The organism is Rhizobium sp. GW821-FHT14E12 (assembly GCF_058803745.1).
Genome location: NZ_JBXAPH010000007.1, coordinates 116,199 through 131,664, shown reverse-complemented (window position 1 = coordinate 131,664; position 15,466 = coordinate 116,199). Strand labels below are relative to the sequence as shown.

General features: G+C 57.5%; 15 protein-coding genes. 6 read left to right on the top strand and 9 right to left on the bottom strand.

Features of this window, described 5'->3' with window-relative positions; genetic code table 11:
* Positions 1-14: 14 nt before the first annotated feature.
* From AC1RO0_RS23240 to AC1RO0_RS23230, 3 genes are all read right to left on the bottom strand, one after another.
* The gene (locus AC1RO0_RS23240; protein WP_081999558.1) at positions 15-845 is read right to left on the bottom strand and encodes an IclR family transcriptional regulator domain-containing protein; all 831 of its coding nucleotides are present in this window, start codon (positions 843-845) and stop codon (positions 15-17) included.
* Positions 845-1,063, bottom strand: a complete 219-nt coding sequence (locus AC1RO0_RS23235) for a hypothetical protein (protein ID WP_047639305.1) — start codon at positions 1,061-1,063, stop codon at positions 845-847. The genes AC1RO0_RS23240 and AC1RO0_RS23235 overlap by 1 nt, the downstream gene beginning before the upstream one ends.
* A 406-nt stretch (positions 1,064-1,469) precedes the next feature.
* The gene (locus tag AC1RO0_RS23230; protein WP_498595036.1) at positions 1,470-2,825 is read right to left on the bottom strand and encodes an MmgE/PrpD family protein; all 1,356 of its coding nucleotides are present in this window, start codon (positions 2,823-2,825) and stop codon (positions 1,470-1,472) included.
* A 370-nt stretch (positions 2,826-3,195) separates the two neighbouring features.
* Between AC1RO0_RS23230 and AC1RO0_RS23225 the strand changes: the two genes are divergently transcribed.
* Both AC1RO0_RS23225 and AC1RO0_RS23220 read left to right on the top strand, forming a co-directional pair.
* Positions 3,196-4,068 carry an ABC transporter ATP-binding protein gene (locus tag AC1RO0_RS23225; RefSeq protein WP_197070335.1) on the top strand — a complete coding sequence of 291 codons (873 nt, stop codon included), beginning with the start codon at positions 3,196-3,198 and terminating at the stop codon, positions 4,066-4,068.
* Positions 4,065-4,910, top strand: a complete 846-nt coding sequence (locus AC1RO0_RS23220) for an ABC transporter permease (RefSeq protein WP_498595035.1) — start codon at positions 4,065-4,067, stop codon at positions 4,908-4,910. Before AC1RO0_RS23225 ends, AC1RO0_RS23220 begins: the two co-directional genes overlap by 4 nt.
* 208 nt (positions 4,911-5,118) lie before the next feature.
* On the opposite strand, the gene AC1RO0_RS23215 is transcribed toward AC1RO0_RS23220, so the two are convergent.
* Positions 5,119-5,862: an FCD domain-containing protein gene (locus AC1RO0_RS23215; protein ID WP_047640981.1), complete on the bottom strand. Its 744-nt coding sequence runs from the start codon at positions 5,860-5,862 to the stop codon at positions 5,119-5,121.
* A 266-nt stretch (positions 5,863-6,128) separates the two neighbouring features.
* Between AC1RO0_RS23215 and AC1RO0_RS23210 the strand changes: the two genes are divergently transcribed.
* Positions 6,129-6,965, top strand: a complete 837-nt coding sequence (locus AC1RO0_RS23210; RefSeq protein ID WP_498595034.1) for an IclR family transcriptional regulator — start codon at positions 6,129-6,131, stop codon at positions 6,963-6,965.
* A 106-nt stretch (positions 6,966-7,071) separates the two neighbouring features.
* On the opposite strand, the gene AC1RO0_RS23205 is transcribed toward AC1RO0_RS23210, so the two are convergent.
* The 5 genes from AC1RO0_RS23205 to AC1RO0_RS23185 all read right to left on the bottom strand — a co-directional run bounded on the left by AC1RO0_RS23205 (position 7,072) and on the right by AC1RO0_RS23185 (position 11,348).
* On the bottom strand, positions 7,072-8,004 hold the full coding sequence (locus tag AC1RO0_RS23205; protein ID WP_047640970.1) for an electron transfer flavoprotein subunit alpha/FixB family protein: 933 nt from the start codon (positions 8,002-8,004) through the stop codon (positions 7,072-7,074).
* Between the two features lie 24 nt (positions 8,005-8,028).
* On the bottom strand, positions 8,029-8,778 hold the full coding sequence (locus AC1RO0_RS23200; RefSeq protein ID WP_047640971.1) for an electron transfer flavoprotein subunit beta/FixA family protein: 750 nt from the start codon (positions 8,776-8,778) through the stop codon (positions 8,029-8,031).
* Positions 8,779-8,930: 152 nt separating this feature from the next.
* Positions 8,931-9,437 carry a UPF0262 family protein gene (locus AC1RO0_RS23195; protein WP_052224425.1) on the bottom strand — a complete coding sequence of 169 codons (507 nt, stop codon included), beginning with the start codon at positions 9,435-9,437 and terminating at the stop codon, positions 8,931-8,933.
* Between the two features lie 41 nt (positions 9,438-9,478).
* Positions 9,479-9,658 carry a hypothetical protein gene (locus tag AC1RO0_RS23190; RefSeq protein ID WP_081999687.1) on the bottom strand — a complete coding sequence of 60 codons (180 nt, stop codon included), beginning with the start codon at positions 9,656-9,658 and terminating at the stop codon, positions 9,479-9,481.
* A gap of 103 nt (positions 9,659-9,761) precedes the next feature.
* Positions 9,762-11,348, bottom strand: coding sequence for an isocitrate lyase (locus tag AC1RO0_RS23185; protein ID WP_047640972.1), 1,587 nt, complete (start codon positions 11,346-11,348; stop codon positions 9,762-9,764).
* Between the two features lie 126 nt (positions 11,349-11,474).
* Here AC1RO0_RS23185 and AC1RO0_RS23180 point away from each other — a divergent pair, with 126 nt between their 5' ends.
* From AC1RO0_RS23180 to AC1RO0_RS23170, 3 genes are all read left to right on the top strand, one after another.
* Positions 11,475-12,878 carry a helix-turn-helix transcriptional regulator gene (locus tag AC1RO0_RS23180; RefSeq protein WP_047640973.1) on the top strand — a complete coding sequence of 468 codons (1,404 nt, stop codon included), beginning with the start codon at positions 11,475-11,477 and terminating at the stop codon, positions 12,876-12,878.
* Positions 12,879-13,057: 179 nt separating this feature from the next.
* Positions 13,058-14,074, top strand: coding sequence for an ABC transporter substrate-binding protein (locus AC1RO0_RS23175; protein WP_081999688.1), 1,017 nt, complete (start codon positions 13,058-13,060; stop codon positions 14,072-14,074).
* Positions 14,075-14,387: 313 nt separating this feature from the next.
* Entirely contained in the window at positions 14,388-15,404 is a 1,017-nt protein-coding gene (locus AC1RO0_RS23170; protein ID WP_047640975.1) for an ABC transporter substrate-binding protein, read from the top strand.
* The last annotated feature ends 62 nt before the right edge of the window (positions 15,405-15,466 follow it).

The window sequence follows — 15,466 nt, the reverse complement described above, 5'->3', positions numbered from 1 at the left end:
ATGATGCCGATGGGTCAGTTCGCCCTGTCCCTGCATCCATCGTTGCGCCGTTCGAACTCACTGACCCGCTCAAGAAGCAGTTGACCCAGCGCCTGCTTGCGTGGCTGGAGCTCCTCCGTTGGTCCCACAAGCGTGATCGACGCAACGGCCGTGCTGGATCCGGCACGAAATGCGCTCGCAATCGCGAACCGCGACCCATTCCGGCGAATGTTAGTTGCCAGGCGCGTCCGTCTGATTCCATCGAATTCGTCCAGAAAATTGGAAACCAGCTGAGGCTCGGACGCCTTGTGCCGTCGTAGATAGATGTCTCTCTCGGCTTCTGGTTGCATTGCAAGCAGCGCTTTGCCGCCCGATGTTGCCAAGAGGTTGCGGCGGATGTTCGTCTTCGCGTCGAAGCCCGAGACCGGATCACTGCCATGCTCTGCGACATATATAAGGTGGTCGCCTGCCTGCACGCCGACAAACACCGCCACGCCCGCTTCTCGATGAAGGGCGACAAGGTCGGCATGGGTGACGACGCCTGCCCGGATATAGCCGCTGGCGAGCGTCAGCCCGTAGACCGCCGCGCCAAGATAGTAGCGACCGCTATCCTCATGCAGCCAGCCTGTCATGAGCAAGCCGCGGACGAAGCCGTGGACCGAACTTTTGGCCGCCCTGACAGTCCTGACGAGTTCACCAAAGGTCATACCAGGATTATACACGACCGCTTCGAGGATCTGTGTTACGCGATCAATTGTCCGATGGCTTTGCAACTCTTCGATCGCCGCCACAGAGGCAATCTCTTTGCGTTCGTCAATGATCTGTTTCGCACCAGCTTGCTCCCCCGGCGCCTCGACCACTCGCATCAGGAATAACGGTTGCGAACGTGGCCGGACAGCGCTTGCTCGCCGTGGTCACGAGCCGGACTTCTTTCGTCTTGATTGGCGCCGCTAGCCTGCTTGCGGCCGGTGCTGGCCTGAAGGTTCCAGCTATTCAGCAGATTGAGTGCAGACCAGCCGCAATTGAAATCAGGCGCAGGTTGAGTTGCGTGGCGCTGCTTGGACGAAGTCTTGAGATACTGCATGTGTTCCTCCCATTCAAAAGCGTCATTCGTTGAGATCGCCCGCGTATGCCCTGCCTTCGGTGTGAACCGCAGACAAAGACGCATTTGGCGTTCGATCCTGCAATGCGATGCCAAGCTTAGGGGTTCTCCAAAGTCGGCAGGCAATCACGAGCAACTTTCTCCTCAGGAAGTGTTCGTATATACGAACAATAAGTCGTGATTACGAACACAGTTTCTTCCTCTGCGCGCAGGAAGTCAAGGTGGCGATCCAAAAAGTCACGTCGCGGCAGGTGTCGGCGCCCCCTGACGAGAGGCTCCGGCGCAGGTCCTCGCAAGCCGGGGAGCGGGCAAAACTGCGAAGCGCCGAACCAAAGGCCCGGCGCCCAATCTCCCATGTTGAGGAAAATATCGTCACAAGTGATGGAGGCTACGCCATCAACCCGGCGAAGGCTCGCGACAGTAGCGTCACATCTTCGAGATCGTCCAGACTTTGAGCAACACTCATCGCCGCTTCGACGTCGCACCCGGGCAGCGCATCGCCCCATTTTTCCGCCAGGTCATCCCAGTTGACATCGCCACGTTGACTGTGCCCGCGCGGATGGTCAACGCGCATAGAAACAGTCTGACCGCTCCTCAGGCCGATGGTGACCTTAGCGCCGCGCCCGTTTGGCTGATCACGTTGCAGATCTGGATCCGGTTCGACCGAAATGAGTGCTCGAATGCGCTGGAAGGTCGGATCGCTCAGAACGGCAGGAAACGGCAGATCGGTAAGTTTTATGCCGCCGCGAGCGACCGCGGCAGAGACCATATCCTGAACACAGATATTATGCATATGGCGGTTGTCGACGACCCGCATGGCGTTTTCCGGCATTCCGACAAGTAGAACATCGATCATCTCTGGGTCGATCTCGTGCTGTTTCATCAGCGTAAGTGCCGCTTCCACGGGGGTGTGGATCGGATAGCCCGCGTTGAAGAATTTAAAGTTGGCGCCGTTGACCGAAAATTCCTGGCCTAATCCCCGTGTCAGGATCTGCCGTCCGTTCTGAATGCCCCACGCATCAAGTACGCCTTGTTTTCCGCCAAGTATGTCTTCGTTTCCCTCAAGACCTGCCGCCGACATGAGAGCCGCGCTAATACCCGCAAAAGCGAACTGGCCGTTGCAGAACGACTTGCTGATATGCCGCTTTTCGGAAAACAGCGCATATGGACCATTGGTTTGAAACGAAACGAGTGCAAGTGCATGGGCATGACGAACGGCATCAAGTCGAAGCAGGCGTGCGGCTGCGGCCGTTGCTCCATAAGCATAGAGAAAGCAACTGGTAAGCCCATGCCTGTCACGTACCACGAATGTGCCGCCGCACGCTTCGACCGCCCTCGTGCCGATATCATATCCAAGCGTAACGGCGTTGACGAGTTCCGCACCGGGCACCCTCTGCCGCTCCGCAAGCGCCATGGCAGCATGTACAATCGATGCGCCCGGGTGGCCGCCCACCACATGCGCGCCATCTACTTCTTCACCATGTCCAGCGGTGCCGTTTGCGAGCGCCGCGTAAGCGGCCGGAAGACGAATGTTGCTACCGTAAACAAGTGCCTCCGGTTGGCCGCCTAAGCTGATCGCATATTGCGCCGATAGACTGCCGGCAGCGCTACGACGTCCAAAATACGCGCAGGCGAGTTCGTCGAATATGATCTTTTTCGTGCGCTCCCGTATGGCTTTAGGCAGGGCCTCCATCGTGGTTGCCGACGCGTACTGCGCAATCTGAGATGTTGCCGTGATAGTCAAAGATTTCCCTCCCGATGCAGAATCCAAGGACCGCAGATCAGGCGGCCAGCCCTCAGGATGTAACATTCGCTGCCGCCAATTCATATAAATCATTTATATTAAGTTTTCTTCGGCGCAAAGGAGTTTTGTCAGAAAGCGCCATGTGAGAACCAAATCCCGCAGTCTCAACCAGTCATTGCCGAGCCGATTTTTGCTCGACCGCGGGAGTTCGTTGAAAACTCCATTCTGAGATAATTCATATAAATCATTTGACATGCAATCCAACCTCCCCGATCATTGCGCAGCTAAGATTTCGGCCTGCGGCGTCCGACATGGCGCCGGATATGGATCTGGGGGAGCAATTTGAAGAATGGATCTGGAGGAAGATCGCATGGCAACACTGACGACAGCTACCGCAACATCGATTATTCGCAGGTCGTCTATGCAGCAGCCCAAGGGAAATGATCCCGGCGTCGGCCGGTTGGCAGGGACGGATGCGCCGCTGCTGCAGATCGATGAGGTTGCGGTTCGCTTTTCCGGCGACCGTGACGTCCTTGCCCAGACGTCTCTGACGGTTCGTCCGGGCGAGTTTATCGTCCTGCTCGGCCCCTCGGGCTGTGGCAAGTCGACACTTTTGAACCTTACGGCGGGCACACTGCGTCCGCGACAGGGCAGCATTAGCTTTTCCGGAAAGTTGGTGACTTCCATCAACCGCAACGTCGGCTATGTCACCCAGGAAGACACCATGCTGCCTTGGTTGACGCTGGCCGCCAATGTCGGCCTGCCGCTGCGCATGCGGCGCGTGCCGCGCGCTCAGGTGCGCGACAAGGTCATGACGCTCTTGAAGAACTTCAGCCTCGATCATGCGGCCAACCTGCATCCGGCCCAACTATCGGGCGGCATGAAAAAGCGCGGCCTTCTGGCCCGCGCGCTGATCTACGAACCGAAACTGCTTCTGATGGACGAACCCTTTGCGGCGCTCGACGCCCAGATGCGCTCGCAGTTGCAAGCCGAACTGCGCCGTGTCGTGCGCACCACCGGCGTCGCCGTCCTGTTCGTCACCCACGATATAGAAGAGGCAGCACTTTTGGCCGACAGGGTTGTCGTCATCGGCGGATCACCGGGCCACATCATCGACGACATCGCCATTCCGCTCGGGCCCGAGCGCGATCCGGAGGTCCTGCGCTTCGATGATACCTTCCGTGACGTCGGCAAGGTCCTTCAGGCATCGCTGGCTCGCGCCAAAGGAGAGCAACGAGCATGAGCGCTTCTCACCACTCCATCACCGGCGACGACCTTCCGGTCGTTTCTGCTTCTGCTGGACCCAGCAGCTTCGCGTCCCGCAAGCTGCGCCTGATTGGCGGACGCGTCGCCTTCATCATCGCGATTTTGTTGTTGTGGCACTTTGCCTCGGGCAATCTGGTGAAGACCTTCTATCTGCCGAAGCCGGCAGCCGTCCTTGGCGAACTCGCCGGCTGGATCAGCGACGGAAGCCTCTGGTCGAACATCGCAGCGACACTGATCCCAGCCCTTCAGGGCTTCATCATCGCCAGCATCCTGGCGATCGTTCTCGGCTATACGCTGGCCATGGCAAAGTTTGCCGCAGACGTGCTCGAACCGTTCATCGCCGCAATTTACGGCATTCCGATCATCGCACTCGTCCCGTTGCTCATCCTGTGGCTTGGCATCGGCGATGAGCTCTCGGTCGGCATCGCTGCGCTCGCTGCCTTCTTCCTGATGTTCTATAACGTCTACTTCGGCCTGCGCGAGGTCAGCCAAACACTGATCGACCAGGTGCTGATTGCCGGCGGATCAAAGTGGGACATTGCCTTCCGCGTCCGACTGCCGTCGGCTTTGATCTGGGTGGTCGCCGGAACCAAGCTCGCCCTGCCCCACTCCGTCGTCGGCGTCGTCGTCGCCGAATTCCTCACCGGCAACAAGGGCGTCGGCTTCATGCTCTCGTCAAACGCAAACCACTTCAATGCCGCGGGAACCTTCGCTGCCGTCGCCGTCCTGGCAGCCATCAGCTTCATCCTCGATCGCGTCATCTTCTATCTCACTAAACGCGCCCTCATGTGGAAAGAAGCCGGAAAACATCACGAATAACCGAGGGTGGGGCCCATCGGTGGGTACGGGCGGTGATCGGCAATGCCGATCGCCGCCCGTGCTTTTTCCGAGCAGCAAGTCGCAAAAGTCTAGGTTACGGCGAAAGAGACATCTCCAGCGCGAAATCTAACTGCGCAGGCGAGCGCTCCGGGACGGAATGGGCCGCCAGGTGGCCTATCAGCAATGCAGCTTGATGCGAGCCCGGGCGCTAACCGACCCTGCGACCATCGCGTGCTACGATCGTCGTTGCCTGGTTTAGGAGATATTTGTAGCTCTTCTTGATCATTTGCTCAAATTCTTGCACATGCTCCCGCATACATGCGGCGGCGACTGCGCTATCACGGCTTTTGCAAGCGTCGAGAATGCGTTGATGGGCCTCGGCCACGCGCTTCTGGTTGCCCGTCGTATACTGGATGCCGTGGCTCTCTCCGGCGGCGACCATACTGATCGTCGACCAGAAAATCGTCATCACATGGTTGCGGCTCGCATGAGCGACCAATGAATGGAAGACGCGATTTTCTTCCAGAAAGTCGTCCTGATGATCAACATGAAGCATTCGGTCGATCGAAGCCTGCATTGCGGCGAAGTCGTCATCAGTCCCGCTCTCGGCCGCTTCTGCTGCGAGCGCCGGTTCAATGACTTCGCGCGCCTTCAGGACCGCGACAAAAGGGACGTCATGCATTCTGAGATAGACGGATAAACCGTGTGCAAGAATGTCGGTACCAGGCATAGTGACGATTATACCGCCCTTGGGCCCAGGTTTGAGTTCCAGGACGCCCTGAGCTTCAAGGATTCGGAGACTTTCGCGCAGTGTCGGTCTGCTGACGTCGTACTGTTGAAGAAGGTCTGCTTCGGTCCCGAGGCTGCTTCCAGGAGACAGGTTGCCGCTCACGATTCGGTCAAGCAATCGCTGGGCGACGAAGTCAGCCTTACTCTTTGGTACGCCAGCCACACCCAATTCCTTTCACTCAATCTGATCCGACCAAATAGCCCGAATCACAACTCTCGGAGACCGTCTCGTCCTCAATATGCCATTGCAGCATGTGGAACGACACCTTGTCTAATACCATTTGAACCATTTGGACGAATTTGTCCATGCCGGTAAATTTCCAGTGGTGCGAACGTGTCTGCATCTTGCACGTTACCTTTAGCCATTGGAGGCATTTGACGTCGAAACGTCCCTCGATTTTCGGTTGTCATCGGCGCGCGAGACGAATTATGGTGCGCGACCGTCACCCGTTTAAAAGAATAGGGACAGATCCGGAGTTGATGATGGCGCCTCCTACGAATCCTGATGAAGAGCGTAACCACAATCACCATCGCACAATCGATCGGGTGGCAAGACTGATCGAGGAGATAGTCTACCGTCCGGGCATGACCTTCGGCGAGCTCATGAAGGTCACCGATTTGCCGAAGAGTACGCTCCACGGGTTTATCGAAGGACTATTGGCGAATGGCTGGCTTTATGAACAGCGTGACGGGTCTCAGTACCGGCTCCATCTCGGACCTGCTGTCTACGGGTTGATATTGTCGAGCGGCAAAGTCAGGGCTGGCACCGTCAGCAATGGAGACCTTTATGAGCTCCATTCCAATGTAGGTGCCGAGGTCTATCTGGGCGTGCTATTGGGAGAGCAACTGGTTTACGTCGCCGAAGCCGGAGCGGATCCCGTTGCCGGCTTTCACCCTAGAAACGTTATCCGACGCGACCTTTTGAGGTCGGCGGGAGGGAAGGCTCTGCTTGCGTCGCAGCCTCAGACTTGGACTGAGAATTTTTTGCGGACCCGACCGTCGGAAAATGACGATCTTATCCGCGATTTCCTCGCCGAGGTGCGCGATATCAGGGCGACGGGAATAGCTCAGAACTTTACGCAGAACGGTACTCGTTTCGCACTTGCTTCAGTCTTGCGGAACAATGGGGGCAAGCCTGCCGCTTCCGTCACGGTCGTTGGATCGGCGGATGATTTGGTGCCCAGGCGCGCGCAAATAACCGAGGAACTTTTGCGGCACGTAACACGCTGGGAACGCAGAGAGAGCCAAGCGCGTGAGGCGATTTGAGGGGCCATTTTATACTGTGTCTTAACACAGATGCCTTTGGGTCGCTTTGCACACAAGCTGGTCTCAGGTAGGGCCATCGGTGGCGATGGCATTTTCTATCGGCGTCTTACAATGAGGATCCAAGTTCCGGCAGTGCTTCGAAGAGGTCGGCGACGAGGCCGTAGTCAGCGATCTGGAAGATCGGCGCCTCTTCGTCCTTGTTGATGGCGACGATGACCTTCGAGTCCTTCATGCCGGCCAGATGCTGGATAGCGCCGGAGATGCCGCAGGCGATGTAAAGCTGCGGCGCCACCACCTTTCCGGTCTGGCCAACCTGCCAGTCGTTCGGCGCATAGCCGGCATCGACGGCCGCACGGCTGGCACCGACGGCAGCCCCGAGCTTGTCGGCGACGGGAAGGATGACTTCGCGGAACTTCTCGGCCGAGCCGAGTGCGCGGCCGCCCGAGATGATGATCTTCGCAGAGGTCAGTTCCGGACGATCCGAGGACGACAGCGCGTCGTCCACGAAGCTGGAAAGACCGGGATCGGCCACCATCGAGCCGCTGTTAACGATGGTGGCCGATCCCCCTTCGCCGCTTGCGGCGAAAGCTGAGGGACGAACGGTGATGACTTGTCGAGCCTCGGTCGACTGCACCGTCTGAATGGCATTGCCGGCATAGATCGGCCGCTTGAAGGTATCGGCGGAGACCACTTCGATGATTTCCGAGACCTGGGCGATGTCGAGCAGGGCGGCAACGCGCGGCAGCACATTCTTGCCGACCGAAGTGGCCGCACCGATGATGGTGTCGTATGAGCCAGCCAGTGACACGATGAGCGCCGCCAGCGGTTCTGCCAGATTGTTGGCGAGGCTCGCATCCTCGGCAACCAGCACTTTGGAGACGCCTGAAAGCTTGGCCGCCTGTTCGCCGGCAGCTTTTGCACCCGAGCCTGCGACGAGTACATGCACATCGCCGCCGATCTTCGCGGCAGCCGTCAGCGTCTTGGCGGTCTGGTTGGAGAGGTGGGCATTGTCGTGATCAGCCAGAAGAAGAATGGCCATGATGAAGTCTCCTTTTCCTGGACCTTAGAGGACGCCAGCTTCGTTTTTCAGCTTGTCGACCAGCTCGGCGACCGACTTGACCTTGACGCCTGCCTTGCGGCCGGATGGCTCCTCGGTCTTCAGCACCTTCAGGCGCGGCTCGGTCGACACGCCGAAATCGGCCGGTGTCTTCTTGTCGAGCGGCTTCTTCTTGGCTTTCATGATGTTCGGCAGCGAGGCATAGCGCGGCTCGTTGAGGCGCAGGTCCGTGGTGACCACAGCCGGAAGCTTGATCTCGATGGTCTGCAGACCGCCATCGACTTCGCGGGTGACCTTGGCGCTTCCCTCACCGATCTCGATCTTCGAGGCGAAGGTTGCCTGCGCCGTGCCCAAGAGGGCTGCCAACATCTGGCCGGTCTGGTTCGAGTCGTCATCGATCGCCTGCTTGCCGACGATGATCAGGCCGGGCTGTTCGGCATCGGCGACACCCTTGAGGATCTTGGCAACCGCCAGCGGCTCGACGGCATCGTCGGTCTCGACCAGGATGGCGCGATCGGCCCCCATGGCAAGCGCGGTTCTCAGCGTCTCTTCAGCCTTGGCAGGCCCGATCGACACGACCACCACTTCCTCGGCCTTGCCCTGCTCCTTCAGCCGCAGCGCTTCCTCAACCGATATCTCGTCGAACGGGTTCATCGACATCTTGACGTTCGAAAGCTCAACGCCTGAACCATCCGCTTTCACACGGATCTTCACGTTGTAATCAACCACCCGCTTTACTGGCACGAGTATCTTCATGAGGCTTCCATTCTCGGACAATTTGAGCGCCGCCGCGCAATGGTCGGCTATTGATCTCGACGAGCCCGCTCAAAGCATGTTGATTGGGGAACTCGACGGACGAAAGTTGATTTTTATCTCGCTGAATTCGGATGCGTCCCGGCCAGACGGATCTACCATCCCGCAGGGCCGAAAGCCGGGCTGTAGGCGGCACTGATCCGACGCGCTGCAATGATGGTAAACAGCCGGCGTGCCGTGTCCAGATCGGTTTGCACTTTGGCCGACAGCCGTTCTCTCAAAAGTTCCGAAGCTTCATTGTGGGCGGCTCGGCGACCCATATCAATCGCTTCGATCCGTTGAGCGTCCCCTTTTTCGGCTGCTTCGTGGTGAGCTTCGCAGATCAAAACATATGTTTGGAGAACCCTGCGAAGAGGACCCGCGGACATGATGTGCGACACCACAGGAACCCCATGGGCGTCCGCGACGTGAAATGTCAGCCGCGAATCTCGTGTCGAGATCACCAAACGATATGGTCCGGTCTGGCGTCCAACGAGCTCGAAGTAACTATCATCGAGAAGGTCCGCAATCGCAGTTCTCTGCTCGATTTCGGCCCCTTGGTTTGCACGACCATCATCGTGGTCGATCTCGACTGCGCAGAGTCGGTTGAGAGCTCTATCCATCCATCGCCCCAGCGTTTGGTTTGCGAGCGGTCTGTGCTGTCTTAACTAATCCGACCAAGCCGATGATACAGATTGGAGTATTTGACGGCCTCTGGCTTGTCCTTGATCTCCTGGAGATAATGCGCGACCGCCGCTTGCAGGAGCGTGAAATCCTCCTGTGAGAAGACCGCCCGCGAGCGCTGGGGTTCTGCCGGATGAGTGTTGGTCGTTTGGTTAGACATCGTATTCACTCCCTTGGTTTATCCGCTGCGCCTTTCGAGCGCGTCTTGGTCCGGCAGGCGCGCGAGACTCCTCCAGCACGCCTGTCCGGGTTGTCGTTGCCGTTCAGGCGGCGAACTGGTTCATGGTGTTGTGTGCGCCACCCGCCTTAAGGGCCGCGTCACCAGCGAAGTATTCCTTGTGGTCGTCGCCAAGATCGGAGCCTGACATGTTTTGGTGTTTGACGCAGGCGATTCCCTCTCGGATTTCCCTGCGCTGGACATTAGCAACATAACCGAGCATGCCGGCGTCGCCGAAATATTCCCGGGCCAGATTATCAGTGGATAGCGCAGCCGTATGATATGTCGGCAATGTGATCAGGTGATGGAAGATGCCGGCCCGTCTGGAGGCATCGCGCTGGAAGGTGCGGATCCTTTCGTCGGCTTCCAAGCCGAGTACCGTCTGATCGTAGTCCACGCTCATCAGCTTTGCGCGATCGTAGGCGGAGACATCCTGGCCTTCGTTCCGCCAGGCATCGAAGACCTGCTGACGGAAGTTAAGCGTCCAGTTGAAGGATGGCGAGTTGTTGTAGACAAGCTTGGCATTCGGGACGACTTCGCGGACACGATCGACCATTGAGGCGATCTGCTCGATATGGGGCTTTTCGGTCTCGATCCACAGAAGGTCGGCACCGTTCTTCAGGGCATTGACGCAATCGAGAACACAACGGTCGGCCCCTGTCCCCTCGCGGAACTGATAAAGGTTCGAGGCTAGGCGCTTCGGCCGCACCAGCTTCCCATCGCGGTTGATGATAACGTCGCCATTGAGGCTCGCCAAGTCGTCGACGTCTTCACAATCCAGGAAGGAGTTGTAGAGGTCGCCGATATCGCCTGGCTCGCGGCTGAAGGCGATCTGTTTGGTCAGCCCGGCGCCCAGCGAGTCGGTGCGTGCGACAATGATCCCGTCGTCGATACCCAGTTCCAGGAACGCATAGCGGCAGGCGCGGATTTTGGCGACGAAATCCTCGTGTGGAACGGTGACCTTTCCGTCCTGATGACCGCACTGCTTTTCGTCAGACACCTGGTTTTCGATCTGCAGTGCACAGGCGCCAGCCTCAATCATCTTCTTGGCGAGAAGGTAGGTAGCCTCCGCGTTGCCAAAGCCGGCGTCGATGTCGGCAATAACCGGAACAACATGCGTCTGGTAGTTGTCCACGGCATGGAGCAGCTGCTTTTCCGTGACCCGGTCGCCGGATCGGCGCGCCGCATCGATTTCGCGAAATATCATGCCCAGCTCGCGAGCGTCGGCCTGGCGCAGGAACGTGTAAAGCTCCTCGATCAAAGCCGGGACGCTTGTCTTTTCATGCATGGACTGGTCCGGCAGCGGGCCAAATTCCGAGCGCATCGCGGCGACCATCCAGCCCGACAGGTAGAGGTAGCGACGATCGGTCGTTGCGAAATGCTTCTTGATCGAAATGAGCTTCTGCTGGCCTATGAACCCATGCCAGCAGCCCAGCGACTGCGTGTATTTCGACGGATCGATGTCGTAGGCCTCTATGTCTTTTCGCATGATCGCCGCTGTGTAACGCGCGATATCCAAGCCGGTTTGAAAGCGGTTTTGCACGCGCATGCGCGCGACGGCTTCGGCTGTGACACCGGTCCAGTCCGACTGGATGATCTTGGCGGCGTTCTCAATGAGGTTCTGGTACGACATGTTTTTCCTCCACACATCTCTTGTGCAACTGCGAAGACGAGTAGCACGTGCATTTGGGAACGCGAGAGATGCCGGTGTAATGTTGTCAAACTTTACAAGAAACTTTTGTAATGCTGTAATGTCTGTATGGAAAAGCATGGCGTCTATATCGGGCCGCGTCTGCGGCGACTTCGGCGAGATCTCGGACTGACGCAAGCCAATATGGCAGCGGACCTGGAGATATCACCGTCCTACATCGCTTTGATGGAGCGAAATCAACGGCCCGTTACGGCCGAGCTACTTTTGCGTCTGGCCAAAACCTACAAGATAGACCTTTCGGCATTTTCCGATGAGTCGGGGCGCGACACGATTGTTCGGCTGCAATCAATCGTAAAAGATCCGATTCTCAGTGACATCGATTTCGATCCATTGGAGATAAATGATGTGGCAAGTAGCTTTCCAGGGTTCGCGGAAGCCCTTCTCAGACTTCATCTCGCCTACAAGGAAGGTCAGTTCGCGCTCGCAGATTTGAATCAACGAACGCCCTCGGAAAACACTGAAAGTGCCAACGATCCGGCCGCCGCTGTTCGAAACTTCTTATCCGCACGGCGAAACTGCTTTCCGACGCTCGATGCGGCGGCAGAAAAGCTTGCGATCAAGATCGCTGAGGCTGGAGGGCTCACCAGCTATTTGAAGCAGCATCATAATCTGCGGGTGAGGCGCATGCCGCCCGACGTCATGACGGGATCTCTGCGCAGGCTGGATTGGCATCGAAAAGAAGTGCTGTTGAGTGAAACCCTCGACACTGCCAGTCAGAACTTTCAACTCGCTCAACAACTCGCCTATCTTGAATTCGACCAGGATATCCAACTGGCTCTCGCCGAGGGAACGCTGAACAGCGAGAATGCGCTACGTTTGGGGCATCGTGCGCTTTCGGCCTATTGTGCGGCTGCTTTGCTCATGCCATATGCCGCCTTTGTGCGTGCCGTCGACGCCAGTGGCTACGACCTCGAAGCGATCGCTCGACAATTTGGAACGAGTTTCGAGCAGACTGCCCATCGAATGACGACTCTACAAAAGCCGGGGCAAGAGCGTGTACCGTTCTTCTTCATCCGTGTCGATCCAGCAGGCAATGTCTCGAAAAGGCTCAACAGTGGCACATTTCCATTTGCACGCCACGGAGGCGGCTGTCCTCTCTGGTCCGTCCACCAGGTATTCCAAACACCGCGTCGAGTGGTGACGCAATGGCTTGAGCTGCCTGATGGTCAACGTTTTTTTTCTATTGCCAGAACCGTGACTTCAGGCGGCGGCGGCTACGGAAAGTCCCGTGTCGAACGCGCGATCGCCCTGGTTTGCGAAGCCCATCACGCCGAGCGACTTGTTTATGCGCGTAACCGCGCGTTGAACGATGCTGCGACACCCATCGGCATCAGCTGCCGCTTATGTCATCGAAGCGAGTGCTCGGCGCGATCAGAACCACCGATCGGGCGCCAGATCCTGGCTGACAATTTTCGGCGCACCGAAACGCCATTCGGCTTTTCGGACGCCTAGCTGCCAAGCAGCCTGGCGAAACTTTCCTATCCGGATTTAACCATCAGAGCAGCATGCGTTTCATCCTCTACGTTAAATGATATAGATCATTGACATTAATTTTTCGCATGTAATCATGCGCCGGCTCTTTACAGGCCGAGGGAGTGGTCTGCAGAGAGCCCCAGGAGGAGGAGGAACTCATGAGTCTAATAAGGATTGCAGGTTGGGCGCTCACCGCTGTGATGCTGACGTCTGGAATGGGGCATGCGCAAAACGCCGAGCTCAAGCCGCTGAAGGTCATCTCATCATTGCCGAGCGCCGGCGCCGCTGTCACCTTTGCCATGCCATTGCGAGGCTATGACAAAGCGCATGGCCTAGCCGTCGATATTACACAGTCCGGTGGGTCGAGCACACTTCAGATCGACGCGGTACTAGCGGGCAGCGTAATGTTCGGCCACCCAGGGACGGCAACAGCGCTGCAAGCGATACGCGAAGGTGCCGATCTGAAAATTCTTGGCTCCATAGCCAAGAACCAGATGGTTGCGGTCATCAGTAACAGTGCGCTTAAAAAGTCGGGTGTTTCCCTGACGGCTCCGATCGCCGATCGTATCAGGGCGCTCAAGGGCATGACGATCGGCACAAATCCGGTTGGCTCTACATATACCCAGATGCTGATCCATTATCTCAAGAAGTATGGCCTAGATCCCGACAAGGATGTCCGCTTGGTCGGCTTGAACGATTCCACCGCCCTTGTCGCCGGTATCGAACAGGGCCGCTTCGACGCGATCATCAGCGCCAGCGGCGTCGTCGAGCAAGCGTTAGCGCTCGATGCGGGCCAGATCCTGTTTTCTGGCGCTCGCGGTGACATTCCAGGCGGGGAATCGTCGGTGATCGTTGTGATTGTCGCACGTTCCGATACCGTCGAGAAGCATCCGGATCTGGTAAAGGCCTACCGTGCCGCTATGAGCGATTCTCTCAAGGCCGTTAACGAAGATCATGCGGAAACGGGACGCCTGCTTCGAGAGAAGTATTTCGCGAACATGGATGCCAAAGTATGGGAGGCGGTTTGGAGTAATGCGATCCAAGCCTTCCCGTCTGAGCTGACGTTTGGCAAATCAGCATTTGATTTCTGGATCGATATCGATCCAAAGGGACCAGGCAGTTTTGCTAACGTCGATTATTCGAAAATTACCATACCTGAAGCGCAGGCAAATTAACCCTGGTCTCGAAGCCGACCTAGCAGCGATCCGCTAAGGCCAATACCTTGCGGACCGCTGCTTTCGGCGGGACCTGAGCGACAACGACGGCCTTTTTCCTGATCCACAGTCTTGCGTGCAAGGGGAAGAGGAGGATGCCGATCCACCTTCCCGTCGGGACGCCGCCGCGAGTGGCATCGTGACTTCGCCATGCAGGTCGCGGCTCACTGGTAAATGATATAGATGATTGACATTAATTCGCCACATGTAATCATAGGAGCCAGCCCACTGTGGCGTCTAGGGCGCCGCGCCGAAGGCTTTTGGAGGAACCCACATGATTTCAGCAAAGCTTGCAGGTTTGGCGGTCACCGCCATGCTGATGACGGCAACGATCACGTCTGCCCAATCGGCTGAACCAACGCCACTCAAGACCATCTCTTCATTGCCGTCCGGTTTGTCCGCCGTGACCTATACCGTCCCCCTGCGGGGCTATGACAAAGCGCATGGCCTGGCCCTCGATATCGCTCAGTCCGGCGGGTCAAGCTCCCTGCAGATCGATGCCGTGCTTGGTGGGAGCGCGATTTTCGGACATCCTGGCACCGCGACCGCGCTTCAGGCTATCCGCGAGGGCGCCGACCTGAAGATCCTGGGCGCCATCGCGAAAAACCAAATTGTCGGCGTCATCAGCAACGATGCGCTCAAGAAAGCCGGCATCTCGCTGACGGCACCAATCGGCGATCGCTTCAAGGCGCTCAAAGGTATGACAATCGGTACAAATCCGACCGGCTCGACCTATACACAGATGCTGCGTTACTATCTGAAGGAGAACGGCGTCGATCCGGATAATGATGTGCGTCTCGTTGGCATGGCCGATTCGAGCGCCCTCATCAGCGGCATGGAACAAGGGCGTTTTGATGCTATCGTCAGCGCCAGCGGCGTGGTTGAAGAAGCCGTTGCATTAAATGCCGGCCAAATTCTGTTTTCAGGCGCGAGGGGCGATATTCCGGGCGACGAATCCTCAGTGATTGCCGTCATCGTGGCCCGCTCCGATACAGTTCAAAACCATCCAGACTGGGTCAAGGCCTATCGAGCCGCCATGAGCGATGGCCTGAAGGCTATACGAGAAGATCACGCCGAAACCGGACGTCTGCTCAAGGAAGAGTACTTCTCCAAGATGGATCCGAAAGTGTGGGGCGAATTGTGGGATAACTCAGGAGACGCTTTTCCCAAAGAGCTTACATTCAGCAAATCAGCTTTTGATTTCTGGATTGGGATAGATCCCAAAGGACCGGGAAGCTATAGCACTGTCGACTACGCCACCGTCACTGTTCCCGAAGCGCAAGCCAAGTAAGTTATCTCTTCTTACATGGCTTATCACGAAGGCGCCGCATCGTGTGCGGCGCCTCTTTCCTA